Origin of the sequence: Streptomyces sp. NBC_01506, from assembly GCF_045040295.1 — a bacterium.
Taxonomy (GTDB): Bacteria; Actinomycetota; Actinomycetes; order Streptomycetales; family Streptomycetaceae; genus Streptomyces.
The window spans coordinates 5,519,899-5,542,881 of sequence record NZ_CP109422.1; the positions used below are offsets into that span (position 1 = coordinate 5,519,899).

A 22,983-nucleotide genomic window follows, 5' to 3' on the forward strand; every position below is an offset into this window, starting at 1 on the left:
GACCGTCGGCCGCTGACTGCTGACCGCTAGTGATCTGGTTGTGAGTTCGTTGGGCACCACGTGAGTCGCTTTGCGCACCAATTCGCGGGTTCGGCTGACGGGTGCCGACTGGCTTCGGTCTGCTGTCGGTTGTGGGTGACAGCAGGCTGGAGCCGTTGGTCCTGAGCGAGGCCGAGCGGCAGGTGTTGAGTATGTGGGTCAAGCGCCGGACGACCGCGCAGGGTCTGGCCCTGCGGGCGCGGATCGTGCTGGCGTGCGCGGAGGGCGGGCCGAACCTGGCGGTCGCGGCCCGGCTGGGGGTGAACCGGGGCACGGTCGCCAAGTGGCGCTCACGGTTCCTGCGCGACCGGCTCGACGGGCTCGCTGATGAGCCTCGGCCCGGGGTACCGCGGAGCATCACCGATGCCCAGGTCGAAGAGGTGGTGGTCCGCACCCTGGAGCAGACACCCGAAGGCGGGACGCACTGGTCGAAGCGGGAACTGGCCAAGGCCGTGGGGATCTCCCCCGCGAGTGTGCTGCGGATCTGGCATGCCTTCGGTCTGCAGCCGTGGCGGACCGAGACCTTCAAGATCTCCCCGGATCCGTTCCTGATCGACAAGGTCCGTGACGTCGTCGGTCTGTATCTCGCTCCGCCGGCGAAGGCCGTCGTCTTCGCCGTGGACGAGAAACCGCAGATCCAGGCCCTTGAGCGGACCGCGCCGGTGCTGCCCATGATTCCGGGAGTGCCCGAGCGGCGGAGTTTCGACTACGTCCGGCACGGCACCGTCGATCTGTTCGCCGCGTTGAACACCGCGACGGGCAAGGTGATCACGAAACTGTCCGCACAGCACCGTGCCGTGGACTTCCGCGACTTCCTCGACGAGATCGACCGCCAGACCGACAGGGGCCTGGCGGTCCACGTGATCTGCGACAACCTCTCCGCCCACAAGGCACCTGTGGTGCACAAGTGGCTGCTCGCTCATCCTCGCTTCCAGATGCACTTCACTCCCACATACTCGTCGTGGATCAACCAGGTCGAGCGGTGGTTCGCGGAGCTGGAACGGCGCTGTCTCGAGCGTGGGGTGTTCTGTTCTCTCGACGATCTCAAGGCCGCACTCGAAAACTGGATCAAGATCTGGAACGACGATGCCCAGCCGTTCAAGTGGACCAGGACCGCCGACCAGATCCTCGACCGCATCTGCCGCTACTGCTCACGCATCTCCGAACCAGCTCACTAGCATCAACTCCGCACTCCCGCAGGCAAGTTCGCGTTGCGACGTCGACGAAGGGCCGGGGACGGACGGATGAGAGTCAATGTGGTGGGCGGCGGAATCGCCGGGTTGACCTGTGCGCTGAGCCTGCACGCCGCCGGGTTCCGGCCACGGGTGTACGAGGCCGCGCGGACGGTCGAGCCCGTGGGTGTGGGGATCAACCTGCTGCCGCACGCCGTACGGGAGTTGGCCGAACTCGGTCTCGCCGGCGAACTGGCCGCCATCGCGCTGCCTCCGAACCGGCTGAGCTACCACGACCGCGCGGGAGAGCCGGTGTGGGAGGAGCCGCTCGGGCGGGCGGCGGGCTACCGGTGGCCGCAGTACTCCGTACACCGTGGCCAACTGCATGTGATGCTGCTGGCGGCCGTACGGGAGCGCCTGGGGCCGGACCACGTCCGTACCGGCTCGCTGTTCCGGCGCTTCGAGCAGACCACGGGCGGTGTACGGGCCCATTTCCTGGACCGCACGAGTGGTGCGGCGACGGTGGAGGACGCCGACCTGCTGGTCGGCTCCGACGGCATCGACTCCGTGGTCCGCGCCCGGCTCTACCCCGACGAGGGCCCCTCGTACTGGAACGGCGTCCACATGTGGCGCGGTGTCGCGCGGCACCCGCACATACTCGACGGCCGTTCGATCGTGGTGGCGGGCGGCACCCCCGGAGCGAAGTTTGTCGCCTATCCCATCGAGGACCCGGTGACAGGGGGTGGTGAGGCGCTGCTGAACTGGGTGCTGGAGGTACGGCATGGACAGCCGGCCGAACCGCTGGACCGCTCGAACCGTCGCATCACCCCGGCCGAGGCCCGCGCCGGCCTGGCGGACTGGCGACTGCCGTGGATCGATCTGGCGACGCTGGGCGAGCGCTCCTCGGCGATCTTCGAGTATCCGATGCTCGACCGCGACCCGCTGCCCCGCTGGAGTTTCGGCCGCGTCACCCTGCTCGGTGACGCGGCCCACCCGATGGTCCCGATGGGCATGAACGGCGGATCGCAGTCGATCGTCGACGCCCGCGTGCTGGCCTGGTGCCTGGCACAGGCAGGTGACCCGGTGGCCGGGCTTCGCCGCTACGACGAACTGCGTCGGCCGGCCGTCAACGCGATCGTGCTGGCCAACCGGGATTCGGGACCGGAGGAGATCATCGCGCGCGCCGCGGCGCACGGCGGGCCACTGCCCGCCGGCCGGGCCGAGGAGATCGCCAACCGCTACAAGCACCTGGCCCACGCCACGGTGGCGCAGGTCAACACCCACCCGTCGTGGACCGTGCGGAGTGACTCGTAACTCCCCGCCCCTCAGAGCCGCTTCGCCCCTCAGAGCCGCTTCGCGCTGCGCATCGTCTTCGCGTAGTAGCCGTTGCCGTCCAGCCGTGACGTCCCGCCCTTGTCGCCGATCGTCGGGCCGTTGACCTCCTCGCGGCTGGAGACGAACATCTGGTGGCCGTCGGTGTCCACGCCCATGTACATCCCGACGTGGTCAAGACGCTCCTTGGTCCGCGCGTCGAGCTTGAAGAAGACCAGGTCGCCCGGTTGCAGGACGCTGATCGACTTCGGCCGCTCGAACGGCGTCTGTCCCGACAGCTTGATGATGTCCGTGCCGGTCTTGGAGCGGGCCATTCCGTTCGCCGTACGCGGCAGGCCGTCACCGCTGTCGTCGTCGGCCATCAGCGGGAACCGGCCCCGGTAGCCGAAGACCGTCCTGATGAAGCCCGAGCAGTCGATGGAGCGGTAGCGCTTCTGCTCCGGCTGGATGGTGGTGCCGTCGCGGAAGGTGTACGGAATGCCCAGGTAGTCGTAGAAGTCCGACTGTTCGAGCCGGTAGTCCGCGCCCTCGCTGCCCTCGGGGTTGATCGGGCCGAAGTCGGCGTCACCGGCGTACGGTGTGCCCTCGTCGTCCTCCTTGACCGGGGCGCCCTCGACGTACTGGAAGGCGTACGCGAACAGGTCGTCCTCCTCGCTGCCGTAGAACTCCTCGAACCAGTCCTTGAACCACTTCTCCTTCTGCCCGTCCTTGATCCACGGCTCGGGCATCAGCCGCACCCAGTTCTCCGTCACCACCCGGGACTTGGTGCTCGTCGGCTCGGAGAACGTACGGCTCGGCCCGGTCAGGGTCGCGGTGCGCGCGCCGTCCGTGAACGTGGCCAGCACCGCCCCGCTCCCGGAGCGCAGCACGGAGCGTTCGGGGTTCTTCAGCCGCTCCCACTTCTGCTCGCCGGACTCCGACTTCCCGCCGGACGTCAGGTCCGGGGTGTCCGTGATCGCCTGGACGGCGGGGGCCTTCGCCTGCTCGTCCTTGCGGAGTTCGACGGTGAGGTAGGCGCTGCCGGCGAGCAGCGCGATGACGGTCGCCGCGTGCAGGAAACGGCGGGCACCGCGTTTCTTGGCCTTGGCACTCATGAGAGGTCAGCTCCTCCAGGGTCCAGGAATCTCGGGTACGTGGGCGGTCGGGCGGCCGGTCATGTGGTGGGCAGGGCGCCGAGCAGGATGCCGGCGGTGAGGACGACGTACGCCATGAGCGTGACCGTGCCGGTGGCGAGGATGGTCGCCCCCTTGGGCTGGCGGACGAGCTGGTACGCGATGAGGCCCGGCACGATGAAGCCGAGCGTCTGGTTCGCGTACAGCAGCGGGAACTCCAGCGACAGCACGAGCATCACCGTCGCCTGGAGGAGCACACCGATGAGGACGACGGTGGAGAACAGGCGCTTGCCGTAGAGGATCACGAAGCGCTGGACGAGAAGCGTGCTCACGTACGTCAGCACGGTCACGCCCACGACCATGGCGGCGCGCTGGAGGTCTTCCACGAGGGTCAGGGCCAGCCAGCCGGGGGTGATCATGCCGCCGGGGGAGAGGTTGGTCGTCAGGTAGCAGATCAGGGAGAACATCAGGCCCAGGCCGATGCCTATGGCGGCGATCTCGGGCGTGAGGACTGCGGGGATCAACGGGGTTCTCCAGGATTCTGCGGAGTGTGGGGAGAGTCTGCGGTGCGGCCGTACGGGGGCTGTTGTCCGGTCTCGGGGTCGGTCCCGTGGCCGGTCTCGTGGCCGGTGTCGTGGCCGGGCGCGGGCGCGGGCTCGTTCGCGTACGTGCCCGGCATCTGCACGGGCTCGAAGGGGCCGCGGGGGCGGGCCGGCTGCTGGTGCTGCTGGTAGCGCTGTTCGTACGCCTCGGGGTAAGGCTGGTACGGGTCGATGTGCGGCGAGTAGCGCTGGAGCCTCATCGTCTCGTCGTGGCGCGGGTGCTGGGGCGCCGGCGTGGGCGTGGGCGCGGGCGTGTGCGGTTGCGCGGTCAGCCGGGCCACCAGCTCGGTGGTCGGCTCGATCGCCCGCCGGGGGGTCTGGGACGGTACGACCACCGGCAGCGCCGCTGTCGCCGCCGGATCACCGGCCGGGTCGGAAGCGGAAGCGGGGACCGCCGTCTCCTCCGGATCGGGTGTCTCGTCCGCCGGCAGCTCCGCCAGGTGCTCCAGCAGCAGCTCGCCCTGCCCGTGGATGTTGCCGATCGCGACCAGCGACGAGTCCGGCCCGAGCCGCTCCAGCAGCTCGCGCATGAACTCCTCCGGATCGCGCTTGTCACCACCCAGGTCCACCGCGCGCGAGCGCCAGTCCGCCGGAATCGCGTCGATCGCGCTCTTCGCCGGGTGGCCGATGACGAAGACCTGGTCAGGCTGGAGGTCGGGGACGATCTCGCCCATCTGGCCGTTGCGTTCGACGCGGTCGGGACGGCAGTTGATGACGACGTTCAGCGGGCGGTTGATCGCGCCCAGGTCGAGGAGTTGGTTGATGTTCATCAGCGTCGACTCGGGGTCGTTCGCCGCGAAGACGTTCGCGAACCGCAGCCGCTTGCCGTCCGGCGTCAGATACCGCTCGACCGACAGGACACCCGGGTCCGGCGGAGCGTCGTACATGCCCTGGAGCGCCGTCTCGCGCTCCACGCCGAGCAGTTCGGCGACCTTCAGCGCGATGGACACGTTCTCCTTGAAGGTGAACCAACTGAAGCCGCGCAGCTCCTCGTCGCTGACCGTCTCCGGATCGGCGTAGATCAACTGGCAGTTACGCGCGTCCGCCTCCTCCTGGAGGATGTCGAAGCGGTCCTTCTCCGCCGTGACGCAGATGCCGTCCTCCGGCATCGAGCGCGACAAGGAGCGCGCGACGTCGTCCAGCGTCGGCCCCATCTCGGCCAGATGGTCCTCACGGACGTTGCACAGCACGCCGATCGTGGAGCGGATCAGCTTGGACTGGTTGATCTCCTGGAGCGCCGGCATGACGGCCATGCACTCGATGACCAGCGCGTCGGGGTTGTAGGACGCAGCGCGCCGTACGATCCCGATCTGCTCGACCACGTTGGCGATGCCGAACTTGCGGTAGACCGGCTCCTCGGTGGCGTCGGGGTGGATGAAGCGGGCGGCCGTGCCGGTGGTCTTGGCGACGGTGACCAGATCGCCGCCGCGCAGCGCGCCCGCGCACAGCCGGGTGATGGAGGACTTGCCGCGGATGCCGTTGACCAGCACGCGGGTGGGGATGCGGTTGAGGTTGGTGAAGTGGCGGCGCTGCTCGACAACGCCGGCGACGAGCAGGAACGCGCAGCACACCATCAGCACGGTGTAGAGGAAGAGCACGGTCGGTCAGTTCCTTCCGGCGGGTGCCTGGGCGGGGACGCTTGTGACCGGGGTCCCCGTGCCGTCCCGTTTGCGCTGTTCGATGACCTGCTGGCGCAGCAGTTCCAGGGAGCGGGCGATGGCGCCGACCTCGTCGTGATGGCGCGGATAGAGCACGGTGCGCCGGTCGCCGCCCGCCAGCGCCTCGGCCTGCTTGGCCACTTCGCGCAGCGGTCGTACGACGACGATGTGCAGCCAGCCCAGGCACGCGGCGGCGGCGGTGATACCGAGCAGACCGGCCAGGACGGTGCGGTTCTGGAGGCTGTACTCGGGGATCGCGAGACCGGCGGCCGGCTGCCAGCTCACCACCATCCAGCCGAGCGACTTGGCGGCGCCGCCCCCGACGAACGGGGCCGCGCCCGCGACTTGTACGCCGCCTCCGTCGCGGTAGACGACGGCGCCCGCGCGGGCGCTGACGCCGGTCTTCTGGCTGGTGCCGGCGGCCAGTTCCTCCAGTTGTGCCGACGGCAGGTCCTCGAAGGCCAGATAGCCCGAATTGCCGCCGATGACCTGCCGTTCGGAGTCGACGACCCGGATCTCGCCGAGCCCCGGCCGCTTGAGGAGGGAGTTGATGAAGTCGATGCGGAACTCGCCGACGACGGTGCTGCCTTCGCGTCCGGGCAGCTCCGCGTAGCTCGCGATGACCGGTTCCGTACCGGAGTCGTTGAGGACGGCGATGGAGTCGGCGAACGGCTTGCCGTCCTTGCCGTCCTTGCTGTCCCCCGTCCCGCCCTTGTCGTCCTCGGGCAGCCGGGGCGATTCGCCGGACTGGGCCAGGATCTCGCCATCGGCGGCGCGTACGTACAAGGAGCGGTAGCGCGTGTGGTCGGTACGGGTGCGGTCCAGGACCTTCGTCATGTCCTCGGGCGAGGTGCGCTCGCCGAGCAGACCGGCGACGGACACCAGGTCCGCGTGGCCCTCGTTGAGCGAGCGGCGCACCCGGTCGGAGAGGGTGTCGGTGCGCTCACGCTGGTCGTTGGTGATCTGCTCCGGTACGACGGCGGTGGCGTCGGCCCTGTTGAGCAGGAGCAGCATCGGGCCGGACCACACGAGCAGCAGGATGCCGCAGACGGCCAGCAGGGCGCGGGCCCCGATCCGGCCCCGGCGGCCCCCCGCCCCCGCTCCCGTCCCCGCTCCCGCTCCCGCTCCCGCTCCCGCGCCTTCGTCGGCGTCGGAACGCTCCCCGAGGAGCTGGCGGCGCAGTCGCTCCAGCGCCTGCCCGATCCGGGCGGCCTCACCGTGGCGGGGCACCCGCACGGGCCGGGTCAGATCGCCGCGCGTGAGCCGCCGGCTCTCCAGGAACAGCCGCAGCAGCGGCCGTTGCACCGTACCGAGCAGGACGCCGACGGCGAGGGCCCCGATCAGCAGCAGCGCGCCGGCGGCGAGCAGCCCGAACAGCGGGTCGGTCACCCGCGTCGGGTCCTCGGCCACGTCCACCATGGCGACGACGGTCAGTCCGAGCGAGGTGGCGACGGTGCCCTTGCCGGCCTCCGGGCCGGTGAGGGCCGCGTAACCGGCGATGGCGCGGTCACCCTGGAAGGTGCCGCCGCGCAGACTGCCGCTGACGCCCGTGTAGCCGCCGTCGCCGGGCACGTTGGCCTTGAGGGGGTGCTCCTCGGCCCGCTTCGCGGCGATCTTGGCGAACGCGGTGAGCTGCTTCTTGGAGCGCTCGATGCCGGTGCGCTGGTACTCGGTGACGACCTGTTCGCTCTCCGGGATGCCGTCGCTGCTGAGGATGCGCCCGGTGCTGTCGATGACGGCGATGGAGCGGAACTTGCCGAGGCTGATGCCGGGGAAGCGCAGACTGCTGGAGGCGATGAGCAGTTGCTGGGGGCGGCCTTCCCAGGAGAGCAGTTGGAGGGAGAGCAGCCGGGTCTCGCCGTTGGCGAGGCGCACCATACGGGGGCTGAGGCCGTCCTTCTCGGAGAGCTTGGCGGTGTCGATCGCCGCGACGGGCACGTTCTCGCCGCGCGCCGCGAGCATCTTGCCCGAGGAGATCTCCACGACGGCGGTGCCCACCCACTTCTGGTAGACGCTGCCGATCTTGTCGACCACGGCGTCCGGCTGGGCAGGGTCTCCCGCGTTGAACAGTCCGGCGGTCCTGGCGAGGTCGGCGGCGCTCTCGTCGATGGAGGCGCGCATGGCGACCGCGCCGTCCTCGGCGAAGTGCTGCTGCGAGGTCATGACGGCTTTCGGTACGGAGTCCTCGCTCGCGCGGCCGAAGCCGAGGGCGGTGATTCCGGCGAGCGAGAGCAGCAGCGCGGACAGGATCGCGATGGGCGGGCGTATACCGCCCAGGAGGGACATGTCGGCCCGTTTACGGACCTTGTGCCGTCGCTTCGCGGGCGAAGCGGCCATGAGCGTTCCCTTTCGGATGTTCGTGATCGGCCGGCGCTGTGCGCGTGTGGGGACGCGCGGAGAACAGCCCCAGCCGGAAGGGTCCGACTCACGGGCCTTGGGGAAGGTTGCACGAAGAGTGACGGGTGTGATCTACGCGACGTTTGGGCAGGCCGCCGGTGTCAACGCGCGCGCGGGAGGTCACCGCGGGTGAGGGCTCAGTCCGGCAGATCGTTCAGCGGTCTCAGACCGTCCTTCGAGGCACCTCGGTTGAGCATCGTGCCCCGGGTGCGTTCGAAGGCGAGCCGGTACTGGGCGCGCTCCTCCTCCGACAGGTCCTTGTCCGCGCGCAGCGTGCCCGCGATGTCCAGCAGCCGGTGATCCGTGACCGGCGCCTTGGCGCTGTCCGTGGACTGCTCGCTGTCCGCGGTCTCCTCACCCTCCTCCGGAGGGATGGTGACGAACGTCGGGACGTACCGCGCGGCCACGTCCCACCCGCCACCGGACTTCTCGCGGAACTCGAACCAGCCGATCGCGCCTTCCTCCGTCAGCCCCGACGGCACGTCGTGCCGGGCGAGTTGATTCCCGAGGCCGTACGCGATCCAGGTGCCGTCCACCTTCTCCATCGGCTGCACCACATGCGCGTGATGGCCGATGACCAGGTCGACGCCGGTCTCCTCGGCGATCCGCCGGCCCAGCGCGAGCTGCGAGGCGCTGGGGTCGGGATGGTGCTCCCGCCCCCAGTGGATGCTCAGGATCACCGCTTCCGCCCCCGCCTTGCGCGCGGCCTTCTCGGCGGCGGAGATCGCTTTGAGCGAGGTCTTGTTGGAGAGCCACGGCTTGTCGGCTGGCAGCTCGCGCCCGTTGAACCCGAGGGTGTACGAGATCTGCGCGACCTTGACACCCTTCACGTCCATGATCAGCGGCTTGGCCGCCTCGGCGGCGCTGCGCGCGGAGCCGGTGTGCTTCAGCCCGGCCGCGTCCAGGGCGTCGAGGGTGCGGGTCACGCCGCCGGGGCCGTCGTCCATCGTGTGGTTGGAGGCGGTCGAGCAGGTGTCGTAACCCGTGTCCTTGATCGCGGTGGTGATCTGCGGCGGTACGAGGAAGTCGGGGAAGCTGCGGAAGGGGCCCTTGGGCCCGGCCACGACCGGCTCGAAGTGGCAGATGGCCAGATCGGCCTCGCTGATGACGGGCTTCACCCCGGCCATGATCTTGTGGAAGTCCGGGTCCGGGACATCGGCCCCGACCTTCTTGCCGACCGCCTCGGGGACCTCGGTGACACCCGCGTCCCGGTACGCCTGCTCGGTCAGTTGGGGATGGATCAGGATGTCGCCCGCGGCGGCGACGGTGAACGCCGGATCGCCCTTCGGCTCCGCGGATTCGCTGTCGGAGCCGACGAGGGAACAGCCCGCGGCGGCCGTCGCGAGCAGCGCGAACGCGAGCGCGGCGGTGCTCGCGGCGGTGCTACGGGGCAGGCGGCGGCCCCGGCGTGAAGTGCGTATGTGTGGTGTCACCCTGATATTTTCGCTCGAACATGAGCCCCGATCCGACCAAGAAGATAACGGTCCCGGCGAACGTCGTGCGCACCGCCCTGCTCCTCGCGGTCCTCGCGGCGGCGGTAGCCGTGATCGTCCCGGCGCTCGACAGATCCCGCACCGACGCCGCCCCGTCCCCCGGCCCGCCCGACAGCGCGGCACCGGGTCTGGAGCGCCGGCTCGCCTCGTACGCCACCGATGTCGTCGCCGACGCCCGCTACCGGCCGCCGGACCGCGCCGAACGCGAGACGCTGGCGGAGGGCGTGGCGCTGTACGTGGACGGCGAGCACGCGCGGGCCGAACGCAAGCTGGCCGAGGTGGACTTCGGCATACGGATCGTGCGCGACGGATCGGGTGACGAACCCGGCCGCCGCTACGCGGAGATCGCCGACCGCGGGGACGAGACCCGGCGCGGCTGGGGCCGGGTGTACGTCGACCTGGACACCGCGCCGCGCTACAGCGTCCAGGTCCCGCACCCGGTCGCCGACGCCTACACCGACCGCCTCGGCGCGGGCGTGCTGCGCGGCGCCCCCGGCGGGGTCCTGGTCATCGCGGGCGCCCACCGCCGCGCGGGCGACGGCGACGAGGCCGATGTCGCCCACCGCCAGGACACGGTGTTCCACGCGGTCACCACCGGACTCGTCGACCGCTCGCTCCCCGCCATCCAGGTCCACGGCTACGCGGACCGCAGCGTCCCCGACCGCGACGTCGTGGTCTCCACCGGCGCCGGCGACCAGGCCCGCCCCCAGGGGCGCACGCTCGCGGACGCGCTGGACGACGACGGGTTCCGCGTCTGCCGCGCCTGGGAACGCACGTGCCCGCTCGAAGGCCGCAACAACGCACAGGGCAGGCTGGCGGCGGCGCGGGGCGTGCCGTTCCTGCACATCGAGGTCAGCCGCACGGTCCGCGGCGACACGACCCGCACGGCGCGCGCGGTGGCGGCGATGGCGACGGCGGTACGGGAGTGGGACACCGGGAATTGACATGCGCGCGCTCCGCCCGGTGATGCAGGGTGACCACCATGACTTCTCGTGTAGGACATGTGACCGTCGACGCCACCGACGCCTTCCGCCTCGGCACCTTCTGGGCGGACGTGCTCGGCACGAAGGTGGCGGACGACGACAAACCGGGCGACGACGAGGTGCTGGTCGAGGCGGACGGCATCACGCTGCTGTTCGTGGAGGTCCCGGAACCCAAATCGGTGAAGAACCGCGTCCACGTGGACCTCGAACCCCAGGACGGCACCCGCGAGGAGGAGGTCGAACGCCTTCTCGCCCTGGGCGCCACGCTGGTGGAGGACCACCGCAGCCCGGACGGCCGGGGCTGGGCGACCCTGGCGGACATCGAGGGCAACGAGTTCTGCGTGGAACGCAACAAGGCGGAACGGGCGGCGACTGCCGCGCCTGCGGCGGGCTGAGTGCCTGTATTCGATTCCCGGTCTGAGTAGCTTCGGGTGCTGGGCGGGGGCTGTGGACATTGTCATGGCAGGCTGCTCCTTGGAGTGAGCCCGCGCCCTATCCGTCTACGCGCTCCAGAACGACGACGGGGACCTGCCTCCCTGAGGCCGCCTCGAACTCGGCGAACTTCGGGACCAGCGCCACCTCCTTCGCCCAGATCCGCTCACGCTCCTCGCCCTGCGCGAGCCGGGCCACGGCCGACTCGGTCTGCGTGCCCACCTCGACGGTGACTCGTGGGTTCGCCATCAGATTCCGGTACCACGCCGGATCACGCGGACTGCCGCCGTGGGTTCCGAAGACGGCCCAGCCGTTGTCGACCGGCTGGAAGAACAGCGGGTTGATCCGCTCGAGCCCGCTCTTGGCCCCGATGTTGTGCACCAGGACGAGCGGCATGCCTCGTTCGCCGAACTGCTCGTCGAAACCGGGCATCCAGGGCGGGACGGGGCGGCCTCCGGCGAACTCCTCCTCGCTGCTCCAGCGCAGGTACCCGGCATTCACCCGGCCGACCACCGCGAACCGCTTCCCGCCGAGGATGCACCGGTGCTGCGGCTCCCCTGAGCCTGAGAGGGCTGACCTGATCGGCGGTACGGCGGGGGACTGGGCGCCCTCCCGTGCGTCTTGATGGACGTCTCCTCGTGTCCGTTATGCATACCCCCTAGGGGTATGTTATTCTGTGGATGCGGACAACGCGAGAAGACACATCACGCAGAGAGGGAGACGCGCCATGAAGACCAACTCCGGCCACGACCAGACCAGCCACAGCGCCCACGCCGCGCACGCCGGCCACGCCGGCCACGGCGGAGACCGTCCCGGCGGGCTGTCGGTCTCCGAGAGCGGTTACACCCTCGAGTTCGACTCGGTGATCCTCTCCGCCGGGGCGCAGACGGTCACCTTCCGGGTGACCGGTCCCGACGGGCGGCCCGTGACCGGGTTCACGCCCGAGCACGGGATGGAACTGCACCTCATCGCCGTACGACGGGACACCGCCGGGTTCCAGCACGTCCACCCGGTGAGGGACGAGAAGGGCACCTGGAGCGTGGAAGTGACCCTGGAACCGGGAGACTGGCGCTTCTTCGCCGACATCCACCCGGCCGGCCACGACGGGACCATGACGCTGGGGATCGACGTCGCGGTCGCCGGGCGGTACGACCCCCGGCCGCTTCCCGAGGCCACGCGGACCGCGCGGACCGGCGAGTACGCCGTCACCCTCGACGGCGAACTCGTGCCCGGAGAGGCGAGCGACCTGACGCTCGCCGTCAGCCGCGACGGGCGGCCGGTCACCGACCTCCAGCCCTACCTGGCCGCGTACGGACATCTGGTGGCGCTGCGGGTCGGCGACCTGGGCTACCTCCACGTCCACCCGGAAGGCGAGCCCGGTGACGGCGTCACCGAACCGGGCCCCGAGATCACCTTCGCGGCGACCGCGCCCACGGCCGGCACCTACCGCCTGTACCTGGACTTCCAGCACAACGACACCGTCCGGACGGCCGAGTTCACGGTGCGGACCGGCGAGACCACGCGCGACGGCGACCACGCACACCACTGACCGGACGCCCCGGCGTACGGCCCCGTACAGCCTCCACACCGAAAGGACCGTCATGCCGACCGTCACGCCCCGCCTGACCCGACTCACGCCCGATACGGCGGTCGGCGCCTCGCGTGACCTCCTCGCCGAGCTGGTCTCCCGCCACGGCCAGGTCGGCGACATGGTCTCCACGATGGCGCACTCGCCCGCCGTCCTGAGCGGCTATCTCCAGCTCAGCCGGGCCATGGGGCGGGCCAAGCTCCACCGCGCGACCAGCGAACGGATCTCGATCGCCGTCCAGGTCCTCCAGGGCTGCGGACTGTGCCTCGACGCGCATGTCAGCGCTGCCCGCGCCCTGGGAGTCGACGAGGAAGAGATCGAGCGGGCCCGCGCGGGCACCTCGGCCGATCCCGCCGTCGCGGCGATCATCGCTCTCGCCCTCCAGATCTACCGCGAACCGACGTCGATCACGGACGAGCAGGTCACCGCGTTGCGCGAGCACGGCTACAGCGACCGCGCGATAGCCGACGTCGTCGGCGTCGTCGCACTCAACATCCTCACCGGCTCCTTCAACCTGCTCGCCGGCCTCACACCGAAGGGAGGCACCGATGCGTAACGACACCCCGGCCCCGGCCTTCCTCTGCGGTGACCGGCCTCCGACCCGAAGCCGCGCCCCGCCCACCACACATACACCGAAGGAACACGCCATGCGCCTGTTCGCCATCCGCGACTACCGCTACCTGTTCAGCGCCCAGATCATCGCCCTGTTCGGTACCGGCCTGACCACGGTGGCCCTCGGACTGCTCGCGTACGACCTCGCCGGCCCGCGCGCCGGCACCGTTCTCGGCACCGCCCTGACCGTCAAGATGGTCATGTACGTGGTCATAGCCCCCCTCGCCGCCGCGTACGTCGGCCGCTTCCCCAGAAGAACCTTCATGATCCTGCTCGACGTGGTGCGCGCCGCGGTGGTTCTGGCCCTGCCGTTCGTCACCGAGATCTGGCAGATCTACGTCCTGATCGGGCTGCTCCAGGCCGCGTCGGCGGCGTTCACCCCGACGTTCCAGGCCGTCATCCCCGACGTCGTCACCGACGAGTCCGACTACACGCGCGCGCTGTCCGCCTCGCAGGTCGCCTCCACCATGGAGAGCCTGCTCAGCCCCGTACTGGCAGCGGTCGCCCTCGCGTTCATCAGCTTCAACTGGCTGTTCCTGGGCACCTCCGCCGGATTCCTCCTCTCCGCTCTGCTCATCCTGCCGACGCGCATCCCCGACGCCCGTCCCAGTGCCCACACGAAGGCGTGGGACAAGGCGGCGGCAGGGATCAGGACGTTCGTCAGGACACCGCGGCTGCGCGGCATCATGGCGCTCAATCTCGTGGTCGCGGCGGCGGGATCGATCGTGGTCGTCAACACCGTCAACTACGTCCGTGACGAACTCGGCGGCTCGCAGTCGGCCGTCGTATGGATGCTCGCCGCCTCCGGCGGCGGAACGCTCCTGGCCGCCCTCGTACTGCCCCGCCTGCTCGACCGGATCGCCGCCCGCACCGTCATGCTGACCGGGGCCGCGGTCCTCGTCGTCGGCACGCTCGGCGCGGTCGCTCTCACCGTGGCCGAACTGACCACATGGGCCGTTACGGCGATCGTCTGGACGGCGATCGGCATCGGCATGGCGCTGATCATCACCCCGACAGGCAGCGTCCTGCGCGCCTCTGTCGCACCGAACGCGATCCCCGAGACCTTCGCCGCCCAGTTCTCCCTGTCGCACCTGGCCTGGCTGATCACCTACCCCATCGCGGGCTGGCTCGGCACGAACGCCGGCTTCACCCTCACCTGGTCTCTGCTCGCGGCCCTCGCCGGGGCGGGCACCGTCGGCGCGCTTCTCCTGTGGCCACGCCACGACGAACACGCCGACGAACACGCCGACGAACACCAGGCCGCGCCCGACCCCGCGACCACCACCGGGCCCGCGCCCCGGACGGACAGGTCGACCCTGACCAAGGCCGCGTAGAACGCTCCGGCGGTGCGCGCGGCACGGCAACCGGCCGGCTTGCCCGCTCGCGGTGGCAGGTTCCGGCAAATCCCTGTCCGGTGGGGCGGACGCACGGCAACATCGACCCTACGGAACGTCACCGACAGCGAAGGTGAACATCATGGCCCTGCGCAAACTCGGCGTGGATCCCGAGAGCCCCAACGGTGGCTCTCCCACGGTGTACTTGGACGATGCCAAGGAGAACTACCTTGTTCAGGGCTGGAAGGTTCTGGACAAGGAGCGCCTGACTCAGATGGACATCCCCGGACAGGAGACGGTGGTGGAGATCCCCAGGCGCATGGCGCAGTTCTTCCTGGAGGTGAAGAGTGGCAAAGACACCGACGTTTGACGAGCTGTTCCAGAACTGCCGTAACTCGGCGGTCCATCTGGAAATGCGCGACGGCTACATGAAGTCGGACCCCGTCTTCATCGACTGGCACGCCGGACAGCGGATCGACCCGGCCGAGCGCTGGCCCGACTGGCACGAGTTGGTGTCCAAGGCGACCGGCCGAGGGGTGGAGGTACGCCGGGCCCGTATCGTTTCGGAACCCGTCAGCGAGTACATTCGCTTCGAGTACGAGGTGACGGAAGGGCTGAACATCTCGGCCGGGGAACAGGTCCGTTGGCTCTCACGCCGTCAGGCGACGAACATCGCTCTCCCCGGAAACGACTTCTGGCTGTTCGACGAGAGTGTCGTCCTCGTCAACCACTTCGACGGTGACGGCGACTCCCTGGAACACGAATCGACCACCGACCCCGAAGTGGCGAAGCTCTGCGCCTCCGCCTTCGAGACCGTATGGGAGCGCGGAACACCGCACGCGGAGTATCGGCCGAGCTGATCGCTATCTGATTCACAGAGACATCTACGAACATGCGATCGCCACGCCAACCGCGAGACGCACTGCCGTCCTCATCAAGCGTCAAGGAGGCCACACAGGCTCTGGGGCAACGCCTGCGCGAAATCCGGAAGAACGCCGGACTTACCGCTCGTGCGTTGGCCCGGAAGGCCGGCTGGCATGAATCGAAGTGCTCCCGCTTCGAGAGCGGGAGCCGACGTCCTTCCGAGGCCGACCTGCGTGCGTGGGCACTTCACTGCGGAGTTCCGCAGCTCGCCGAAGAATTGGTGACCACGGCGCGCGGTATCGAGGGCATGTACGTCGAGTGGCGCCGAATGGAGCAGACCGGGCTCAAACATGCTCAGGAATCAGTACTCCCCCTCTGGGAACGAACTCGGCGGTTCCGTATCTACTCGTCCTGGCTCATCCCAGGCCCCCTGCAGACAGCGCCGTACATCGCGGCCTTGTTGACGTCCATCCGCGATCGTCGGCGGCTTGCCGACGACGTGGAGCAGGCCGTCCGGGTGCGTGTGGACAAACAGCGCGTTCTCCATCAGGGTGACCACCGCTTCGCCATCATCCTGGAGGAGAGCGTCCTGCGGTATCGCATTGGCGGCCCGGAGGTCATGGCGGGCCAACTGAGGCACCTTCTCGTGACCGCGTCCCTTCCTTCCGTGAGCCTCGGCATCATCCCCATGGCTGTCGATCGCACCCGCCTCTGGCCGGTCGAGGGATTCTTCCTTTTCGATGAGGCCGAGGTGAATGTCGAGTTGGTTTCGGCGCATCTCAGTGTCAAACATTCCCACGAGATCGACATGTACGCTCAGACGTTCTCCGGCCTTTCGGAACTCGCCATTTACGGTCCACCGGCACGAGACCTGATCGGCGCGGCCATCGAATCTCTCCGGTGATTCCATGGGTGACCCGGGCAAGTTCCGGCAAGCTCATTGATGGTCCAATTCCCTAATCCTTAATGTCGGACTCAGCCAACCTGTTGGAGGAGCACATGAGTACCGCCACCAAGAGCAGTGCAGAAATGGTCGAGTTGGGCAAGTTCTTCACCGTCACCGCCCGTCGCCTTGACGCCGGACACACCGCGCCGGAGATGTTCTCACCGGCGATTGACGCCGTGTGGCACCAATTGGCCGACGCACCTCGGGCTCACGCCGCGTTCACCACCGAGCACGCCGGTAGAGAACTGGCCCACGTCGAATCGGCGGGGTACGGGCTGATCGGCTGGGTGGCCGCGTATGAGGAGATGTACGGCCCGCTGCCGGAGATCTGGTTCACCGATGCGGACTGCACGGTCAACGAGCGATCCCTGGCCCGCTATCGCAACACCAGCACGGTAGTGGCTGAGTGGGACTGCGCACCGGCGCCCAGCGACGGTGACACGGCACCGAATGCGACCGCACGGTGATCACCGCATCGACCGACGGAGCGCCCCGGCCTACCGCCGGGGCGCTCCGCCTCGTTGAGCCTCGGTCGGAGAATCCTGCAAGCGTGGACGTATTGGGGTATGTCGAGGCGATGTACGAGCACTGCCCGTTCCTCGAAGTGTCCACTGCCCGGGGGATGACGGGCTGGACGGTCTATGAAGTCACGGCGGGAGCCCATCGGTACGCGGTCGAAGCCGAGTTGTTCCACGCCGCCGTCCAGGCCGCCGAGTCGGTACGCCGGTCGGCGAGGCGGCATAGCGCGCTCGCCTGCGAGAACATCGTCGTTCTGGCCGGTGTGTCGGACGTGGACCACCGCAACCTGATGGCGTGGCCCCACTGGGCGCTGAAGCATCTGTACGGGCCGGTGGGGATTATGTTCGGCAAGTTCGCCCGAGGCGTCCAGGAGCGGGACAGGTCCGGCGGGAACATCCCGCCGGCCCCGTTCTCATTTCTCCCCGTGCGGGCCTCGGTGCGACGGCTAGACCCGGATTTCCTGAAGACCACCCCCGAACTCTCGACGGCGCTGGCCGCAGCCGACGACGACGGCCGCGACGTATTCGAGAAGATCCCCTGCGACTGGAAGTCGGTTCGACAATGGGCGAGTTCGCTCCCTGCCCCGCAGAAGCGCTGATGGCCGCCGAGGACATCTGCGGCCCTCCCGTCGAGTTGAAGGAGATCTCCGACCGGCGCGGCTCCGCCGTGTGGAGGGCGGCCGGGGTTGTGGCGACCGTAGCCGTCAAGCTCGGTTACGGGGAAGGCGAGGAGACCATTGCGCGGGAGGCTGCGGTCCTTGACGAACTCTCGGGCCGTACCGTCGTGGCAGGGCGAGCCGCCGTGGGCGTCTGGTACGTCACGCCGTGGCTGGCCGGGCCGTCAACCTGGCAGGTCTTCGGGCCGGTTCGGGACGCCAGGGACCGGGGCGAGCGCGCTCCGGTCCTCGCGGAGGCTGTCGGGCTGTGCCGCGCAGTCGCTGGTCTCCACGCCACAGGATGGGTCCACGGGGACCTCCAGCCCGCCCACGGCATCCACACGGGTACCGGCGTACGACTCATCGACTTCGCATGGTCGTGGCACGCCGCCACAGGCGCGGCCCCCTGGCCGATGTTCTACGGAGGCATCGTGCACCTGGTCGCGCCGGAGCTGGCCGCGTGGATCAGGGACGGGCCACAACCCGTGAAGCCATCCGCACCGTCCGACGTCTACGCCCTCGCCGGGGTGCTGTGGACCTGCGCGACCGGCAAGTGGCCTTTGGACTACGCGGCGGTCGGCCTTCAGCCGGACATCGGACCGGCCGTTCGTCGGGCGGCCATCGCCACGGGCAGGATCCCGCTGGATTCCGCGATCCCGTGGCCGACGCTCCAAGACGTACTGCGCCCGGTTCTGCTGTCCGGCCCGGATGACCGCCCCACAGCGGCGGAACTCGGCAACGTACTGGCGTCGCTGCCGTGATCGGGCTGCGGGAGCTGAAAGCGGGCGACGCGCCCGGCGTCCGGAGAATCTACAGCGGCCCGTCGTTGAGGTTCCTCGGCCGTGGTCCGATGGGCGCTGATGAGGCCACGGCGTACATCGCTGAGGCGACGGCCCGATCGGCGGACCGACCACGCCTCCGATACACCCTCGGCGTCGATGTCGAGGGCGAGTTGGTGGCCATCATCAAGCTGAACGTGATCAACGGCGAGGGCCACCTGAGCTACATCGTGCGTCACGACACCTGGGGACGCTCCATCGCCACCTGCGCGGTGACCGAATTGCTGGCCTTCGCTTTCGACGCACTGTCCCTGTCAACCGTGCGCGCCAAGCACCGCGTGGGGAACAGAGCTTCGGGCCGAGTCCTGCTGAAGTCGGGGTTCACGCAAACGGGTACGGCGGGCGGCTTCGCGCACTACGGGAAGGTACGTCGCCAAGTCCCCGCTCCTTCCGACGCTGTTCATGTCCGGGACGGGGCACCCGTCACCGGGCGGCCGCATGGTGGATTTGCCATGCTCGCGACATGAAGGCGATCTCCTTATGACTCAGCCTCACCGGCCGCACACGACCGTCGGCCGCCGCACGCTGTTCACCGCGCTCGCCGTGCTCGCCGCGTTCGCCACCGCCCTGCCGCAGTCGGCCGTTGCGGCCGGCGAACTGCCCGGTGTGCGGCCGACCGCCGAGACTCCTGCCGTGTATGACGACGAGGCGGGCGGCAACTCGGACGCCGACGACCCGGCGATCTGGCGCAACCCCGCCGACCCGGCCCGCAGTCTCGTCGTCGCCACGCTCAAGGAGGGCGGTCTGCGCGTCTACGACCTGGACGCCCGCGAAGTGCAGTCGGTGCCGGCGCCCGCGGCCCCCGGCCCGGACGACGCCCCCGGCCGGTTCAACAACGTCGACCTCGTGCACGGCATGAAGGTCGGCTCCGGCCGCAGCGACCTCGCCGTCACCAGCGATCGCGGCAGCGACCGGCTGCGGATCTACCGCGTCGACGGGGACAACCCCAGCACCCCCCTCACGGACATCACCGACCCCTCGGCGCCGGCGATCTTCTCCGCCTCGCAGGAGGAGATCAACGAGCAGCGCACCGCGTACGGCCTCGCCACCTGGACCGACCCGGCCACCAACCGCTCGTACGCGGTGGTCAGTCAGCGCGAGCGCACCACGCTGCGCCTGCTGGAGTTGACGGCGGGCGCCGGCGGCACGGTCTCGTACCGCACCGTGCGGAGTCTCAAGCTGCCGTCCGCCTTCAAGCTGCCCAACGGCCAGACATGGACCCCGTGCGGCGAGCCGGGCGAACAGCCCCAGGTCGAGGGCATGGTCATCGACCCCGAGACCGGCACGCTCTACGCGGGCCAGGAGACCATCGGCATCTGGCGCCTGGGCGCCGACCTGCGGGGCACGCCGAAGCTGATCGACAAGGTCCGTGAGTACGGCGTGCCGGGCACCTACGACGAGGAGACCGATGAGTGCGCCCCCGGCGCGGACCCGGGCTTCGGCGGCACGCGCCTGTCGGCCGACGTCGAGGGCCTGACCCTGGTCCACCAGGAGGGCGGCGACGGCTACCTGCTCGCCTCCAGCCAGGGTGACAACAGCTTCGCGGCGTACGACCGCGAGTTCAGCGACAGGAACGAGTACGAAGGCGGCTTCCAGGTGACCGCCGCCTCCGAAACCCTGGACGGCACCGAGGAGAGCGACGGAGCCGCCGCCCTCAACAAGCCGCTCGGCCCGAAGTACCCGCACGGCCTCCTCGTCGTCCAGGACGGCGACGACAAGCCGGGCGAGCCGGACCGGGACGCCACGAACTTCAAGTTCGTGGCGCTGAAGCCCGTGCTGGACGCCCTCAACGACTGATGCGGTACGGCTCCGTGCCGGGCCGGGCCGTGCTGTGTACCGGCTGCGGCACGGAGCCTAGAACTCGCCCTGGTTGAGGGCCAGGCGCCGCCGGAGAGGCGGGCATGCGATCTCAGTGCTCGCGCGGCCGGACCGGTGAGCGGGTGGCAGCGTTGCGCCACCACCACAAGCCCCGGCAAGCGGGCAGCGAGAGGCCGAAGAACGCCCCACACCGCGCGCACCACGGCAACCCGTTCTCCGGGTCGTTCGGACATTCGGCGGCGCAGCGAGGGCATTCGTTCACGGGGTCTCCCTTCAGGCGCTCAGGTCGTACTCACCAGCTTTCACGGCGTCGGCGAGCGCGACCCACTCGGCGGCCGTCATCGTGATGATGGTGTCGGGCCGGCCACTGTCGCGCAACGCGACCGTGCCGGGGACGTTGGTAGCCACCTCGGGGCAGTTGTCCACCCTGGCATCACGGCAGGCGGCCGTCTTGACGAACTCGAAGTCGGGAATCGCGCTCATGGTGTCTGTCCTTCCGCTGTCCTGCTGCGGGAATCGGTACCCGGACCGTCGCCCAGGTAGGTCCTCCGCCCCTGACGCGGTCCATTGACCACGCTAGGAAGGACGAACCGCCAACTGACAGGCGATTGCACAGGGTTGCGTGCCAATTACCCGAGGGCATCCAGAGCCGACGTGATCAGCGCGCGGGCGGGCGCCCCATGGACGGCCAGCGCTGCCAGCTCCGTGAACGTCTCGGCGTACATGGCCACTTCGCTGGGCTGCGTGATCGTGAGGTAGCCGGAGATCAACTCGACGTTTACCCGTGCCACGTCGTAGATCCAGAACCCCTCGGCCGGCCACCGCTCCCGATCCGGCGTCATTGGCACAACTCCCAAGCTCACGTTGGGGAGTGAGGCAATCCAGATCAAATGGCCAAGCTGTCCGGACATCACCTCGGCGCCGCCGATTCCGCCCCGCAACACCGACTCTTCAACGAGAAACGCAAACCGCCGGTCCTCCTCGTACAGGACCCGTTGACGCTCCATGCGGACGGCCACCGCCTCGGCGCCGCACGCCTCACACCACGCCCGGATGTCGTCGGCGGACGGGGGCGTACGGGCGTTCATGATCCGGGACGATTTGGACCGGCTCCATCCGCAACGCTCGGCCAGGGCAAGCCCCGTCAGCCCGGCATCCCGGCAAATCTCCCCCGAGTCGATCCGCGAGAGCTTGCCGGGCCTGCCGGGCACTGGAAGACGCGGAGACAGCCACGGTGCGCGATCAGCTCGGCCGGTACTCCGCGTGAGGAATCGCGCGCTTCCACGCTGCCTCGTACGCCGTGAGGTACTGCGCGGCCAGCACCGGATCGTGGCGGACCTCCATGCGCGGGCCGGTCCACTGACCCTCGCCGCTGAAGTTTGCTGCTTCTTGGAAGAGACAGCCCACAGGCCGTCCGTTGCTAGAACTCGCCGGCTGTGAGGGCGCCGATGAAGGCTGTCCATGCGTTGCCGGTGAGGATGAAAGCGGGGCCGTGGGGGTTCTTGGAGTCGCGTACGGCCATGGCTCCGCCGGGGAGGCGGGCGCCTTCGAGGCACATACCGTTGTCGTCGTTGCTGTAGCTCGACTTGAACCAGTCGGCGCCGGAAAGCGCGTCAGCCGTGGTTGCCATGCGAATCAAAGCTCCTTCATTGCGTTCTCGATCATGCCTAGAGACTCCTGCGGCCCCGGGGACAGGGCTTGCAACTCGTTGAAGGCGTCCTCATACAGCTCCACATCAACGCTGCGCCGGAGCACCCAGTGGTCGGCCAAATGCTCCAAGTGCACAATGGGCTTCAGAGCGAGGTCGTCCAGGAAGCGAAAAGTGGTGAACGCTCCGTTCATTGAGCGATGAACACCAGCTTTGAAGGGCACAACCTGGACCTTGACGTTCGGCTCGGCGGCGGCCTCGATCATTTGAGCTAGCTGCGCCTTCATCACTGAACGGCTCCCTACTTGCCGGAGCAGCACCGCTTCGTTGACGACTACAGCGAACTTCAGTGGGGGATCCCGGCGAAGAACCTTCTGTCGCCTCAGCCTCAATTCGACCATACGGTCGATGTCTTCATCTGCGCGTCCTCCGTGGGCATGCCGGTGGAGCACCCGCACGTAGTCCGCAGTCTGGAACAGACCGGGAACGTACTCCGAGTTGTAGGCGTGCAGGGCAGCGGCCGAGGATTCCAGGCCAAGGAACGCCTTGGGGCCGGGACCGATGATCGGGCGAAACTGCGTCGACTGCCACCATTCGCGCTTCGTCTTCGTGACAGCCGCATACTCCTTGAGCTGTTCGGCCGTCGCCTCGTCAACGCCGTAGACCTGGCAGAGCGCCATGATGTCGGAGGGTTCGACCGTCGCGTTGTCCCCCGTCTCCAGCCGGGTGAGCTTGGAAGGGCTCCAAAGGAGCTTCCTCACAACCTGAGTTGATGTCAGCCCTCGCTTGATTCGAATCCGGCGCAGCTCACTACCGAGCTGCAAGCGACACATCGTGGGTGTCGCCGCCTGCGTGTCCGTCATCATCCGCTCTCCTTCCCGGGCGCCGCCCTGGGACGTACTTCGCTTCCGCGAGGAACGTTCTGCGTGTGAGCGGGAGT

Annotated in this window: 24 protein-coding genes and 1 pseudogene; 15 read left to right on the forward strand and 10 right to left on the reverse strand. The window is 69.0% G+C overall.

Features of this window, described 5'->3' with window-relative positions; all coding sequences use genetic code 11:
- Positions 1–191 precede the first annotated feature (191 nt).
- Both OG329_RS24440 and OG329_RS24445 read left to right on the forward strand, forming a co-directional pair.
- Positions 192–1,217, forward strand: coding sequence for an IS630 family transposase (locus tag OG329_RS24440; RefSeq protein WP_405801992.1), 1,026 nt, complete (start codon positions 192–194; stop codon positions 1,215–1,217).
- Between the two features lie 66 nt (positions 1,218–1,283).
- Positions 1,284–2,525: a flavin-dependent oxidoreductase gene (locus OG329_RS24445; protein WP_405798078.1), complete on the forward strand. Its 1,242-nt coding sequence runs from the start codon at positions 1,284–1,286 to the stop codon at positions 2,523–2,525.
- Positions 2,526–2,554: 29 nt separating this feature from the next.
- Here OG329_RS24445 and OG329_RS24450 read toward each other — a convergent pair whose 3' ends face one another.
- The 5 genes from OG329_RS24450 to OG329_RS24470 form a co-directional block, all read right to left on the reverse strand.
- Complete coding sequence (locus tag OG329_RS24450) at positions 2,555–3,637, reverse strand: C40 family peptidase (protein ID WP_405798079.1); 1,083 nt, start codon at positions 3,635–3,637, stop codon at positions 2,555–2,557.
- A 59-nt stretch (positions 3,638–3,696) separates the two neighbouring features.
- A complete protein-coding gene (locus OG329_RS24455) occupies positions 3,697–4,179 on the reverse strand; it encodes a poly-gamma-glutamate biosynthesis protein PgsC/CapC (RefSeq protein ID WP_405798080.1) in 483 nt (160 codons plus the stop codon).
- Entirely contained in the window at positions 4,176–5,855 is a 1,680-nt protein-coding gene (pgsB, locus tag OG329_RS24460) for a poly-gamma-glutamate synthase PgsB (protein ID WP_405798082.1), read from the reverse strand. Before pgsB ends, OG329_RS24455 begins: the two co-directional genes overlap by 4 nt.
- Before the next feature lie 6 nt (positions 5,856–5,861).
- A complete protein-coding gene (locus OG329_RS24465; RefSeq protein ID WP_405798083.1) occupies positions 5,862–8,252 on the reverse strand; it encodes a HAMP domain-containing protein in 2,391 nt (796 codons plus the stop codon).
- A gap of 197 nt (positions 8,253–8,449) precedes the next feature.
- Complete coding sequence (locus OG329_RS24470) at positions 8,450–9,745, reverse strand: CapA family protein (RefSeq protein WP_405798084.1); 1,296 nt, start codon at positions 9,743–9,745, stop codon at positions 8,450–8,452.
- Between the two features lie 20 nt (positions 9,746–9,765).
- Here OG329_RS24470 and OG329_RS24475 point away from each other — a divergent pair, with 20 nt between their 5' ends.
- Complete coding sequence (locus tag OG329_RS24475) at positions 9,766–10,749, forward strand: hypothetical protein (RefSeq protein ID WP_405798086.1); 984 nt, start codon at positions 9,766–9,768, stop codon at positions 10,747–10,749.
- Positions 10,750–10,787: 38 nt separating this feature from the next.
- Positions 10,788–11,183: a VOC family protein gene (locus OG329_RS24480; protein WP_405798088.1), complete on the forward strand. Its 396-nt coding sequence runs from the start codon at positions 10,788–10,790 to the stop codon at positions 11,181–11,183.
- Between the two features lie 97 nt (positions 11,184–11,280).
- Here OG329_RS24480 and OG329_RS24485 read toward each other — a convergent pair whose 3' ends face one another.
- Positions 11,281–11,721, reverse strand: coding sequence for a nitroreductase family deazaflavin-dependent oxidoreductase (locus OG329_RS24485; protein WP_405798089.1), 441 nt, complete (start codon positions 11,719–11,721; stop codon positions 11,281–11,283).
- A gap of 226 nt (positions 11,722–11,947) precedes the next feature.
- Between OG329_RS24485 and OG329_RS24490 the strand changes: the two genes are divergently transcribed.
- From OG329_RS24490 to OG329_RS24540, 11 genes are all read left to right on the forward strand, one after another.
- Positions 11,948–12,769, forward strand: coding sequence for a hypothetical protein (locus OG329_RS24490; RefSeq protein ID WP_405798091.1), 822 nt, complete (start codon positions 11,948–11,950; stop codon positions 12,767–12,769).
- A 52-nt stretch (positions 12,770–12,821) separates the two neighbouring features.
- Positions 12,822–13,364 (forward strand): carboxymuconolactone decarboxylase family protein, encoded by a 543-nt coding sequence (locus OG329_RS24495; RefSeq protein WP_405798092.1) that lies wholly within the window; start codon positions 12,822–12,824, stop codon positions 13,362–13,364.
- A 91-nt stretch (positions 13,365–13,455) separates the two neighbouring features.
- Entirely contained in the window at positions 13,456–14,754 is a 1,299-nt protein-coding gene (locus OG329_RS24500; protein WP_405798093.1) for an MFS transporter, read from the forward strand.
- Between the two features lie 142 nt (positions 14,755–14,896).
- Complete coding sequence (locus OG329_RS24505; protein ID WP_405798094.1) at positions 14,897–15,124, forward strand: hypothetical protein; 228 nt, start codon at positions 14,897–14,899, stop codon at positions 15,122–15,124.
- Positions 15,102–15,614: a DUF6879 family protein gene (locus OG329_RS24510; RefSeq protein WP_405798095.1), complete on the forward strand. Its 513-nt coding sequence runs from the start codon at positions 15,102–15,104 to the stop codon at positions 15,612–15,614. Before OG329_RS24505 ends, OG329_RS24510 begins: the two co-directional genes overlap by 23 nt.
- A 32-nt stretch (positions 15,615–15,646) precedes the next feature.
- A complete protein-coding gene (locus OG329_RS24515) occupies positions 15,647–16,522 on the forward strand; it encodes a helix-turn-helix domain-containing protein (RefSeq protein ID WP_405798097.1) in 876 nt (291 codons plus the stop codon).
- 95 nt (positions 16,523–16,617) lie between these two features.
- Positions 16,618–17,031, forward strand: coding sequence for a hypothetical protein (locus OG329_RS24520; protein WP_405798098.1), 414 nt, complete (start codon positions 16,618–16,620; stop codon positions 17,029–17,031).
- An 83-nt stretch (positions 17,032–17,114) separates the two neighbouring features.
- Positions 17,115–17,681, forward strand: coding sequence for a hypothetical protein (locus OG329_RS24525; RefSeq protein WP_405798099.1), 567 nt, complete (start codon positions 17,115–17,117; stop codon positions 17,679–17,681).
- Complete coding sequence (locus OG329_RS24530) at positions 17,681–18,499, forward strand: hypothetical protein (protein ID WP_405798101.1); 819 nt, start codon at positions 17,681–17,683, stop codon at positions 18,497–18,499. Before OG329_RS24525 ends, OG329_RS24530 begins: the two co-directional genes overlap by 1 nt.
- Positions 18,496–19,044, forward strand: a complete 549-nt coding sequence (locus tag OG329_RS24535; RefSeq protein ID WP_405798102.1) for a GNAT family N-acetyltransferase — start codon at positions 18,496–18,498, stop codon at positions 19,042–19,044. Before OG329_RS24530 ends, OG329_RS24535 begins: the two co-directional genes overlap by 4 nt.
- Before the next feature lie 13 nt (positions 19,045–19,057).
- Positions 19,058–20,374, forward strand: a complete 1,317-nt coding sequence (locus OG329_RS24540; RefSeq protein ID WP_405798103.1) for a phytase — start codon at positions 19,058–19,060, stop codon at positions 20,372–20,374.
- 294 nt (positions 20,375–20,668) lie between these two features.
- Here the strand turns inward: OG329_RS24540 and OG329_RS24545 are convergent, their stop codons facing one another.
- From OG329_RS24545 to OG329_RS24560, 4 genes and pseudogenes are all read right to left on the reverse strand, one after another.
- On the reverse strand, positions 20,669–20,878 hold the full coding sequence (locus tag OG329_RS24545) for a DUF397 domain-containing protein (RefSeq protein WP_405798104.1): 210 nt from the start codon (positions 20,876–20,878) through the stop codon (positions 20,669–20,671).
- Positions 20,879–21,024: 146 nt separating this feature from the next.
- Positions 21,025–21,628, reverse strand: a pseudogene (locus tag OG329_RS24550) (helix-turn-helix domain-containing protein).
- Positions 21,629–21,815: 187 nt separating this feature from the next.
- Positions 21,816–22,025, reverse strand: a complete 210-nt coding sequence (locus OG329_RS24555; protein WP_405798105.1) for a DUF397 domain-containing protein — start codon at positions 22,023–22,025, stop codon at positions 21,816–21,818.
- Between the two features lie 5 nt (positions 22,026–22,030).
- The gene (locus OG329_RS24560) at positions 22,031–22,906 is read right to left on the reverse strand and encodes a helix-turn-helix domain-containing protein (protein ID WP_405798106.1); all 876 of its coding nucleotides are present in this window, start codon (positions 22,904–22,906) and stop codon (positions 22,031–22,033) included.
- Positions 22,907–22,983: the final 77 nt, after the last annotated feature.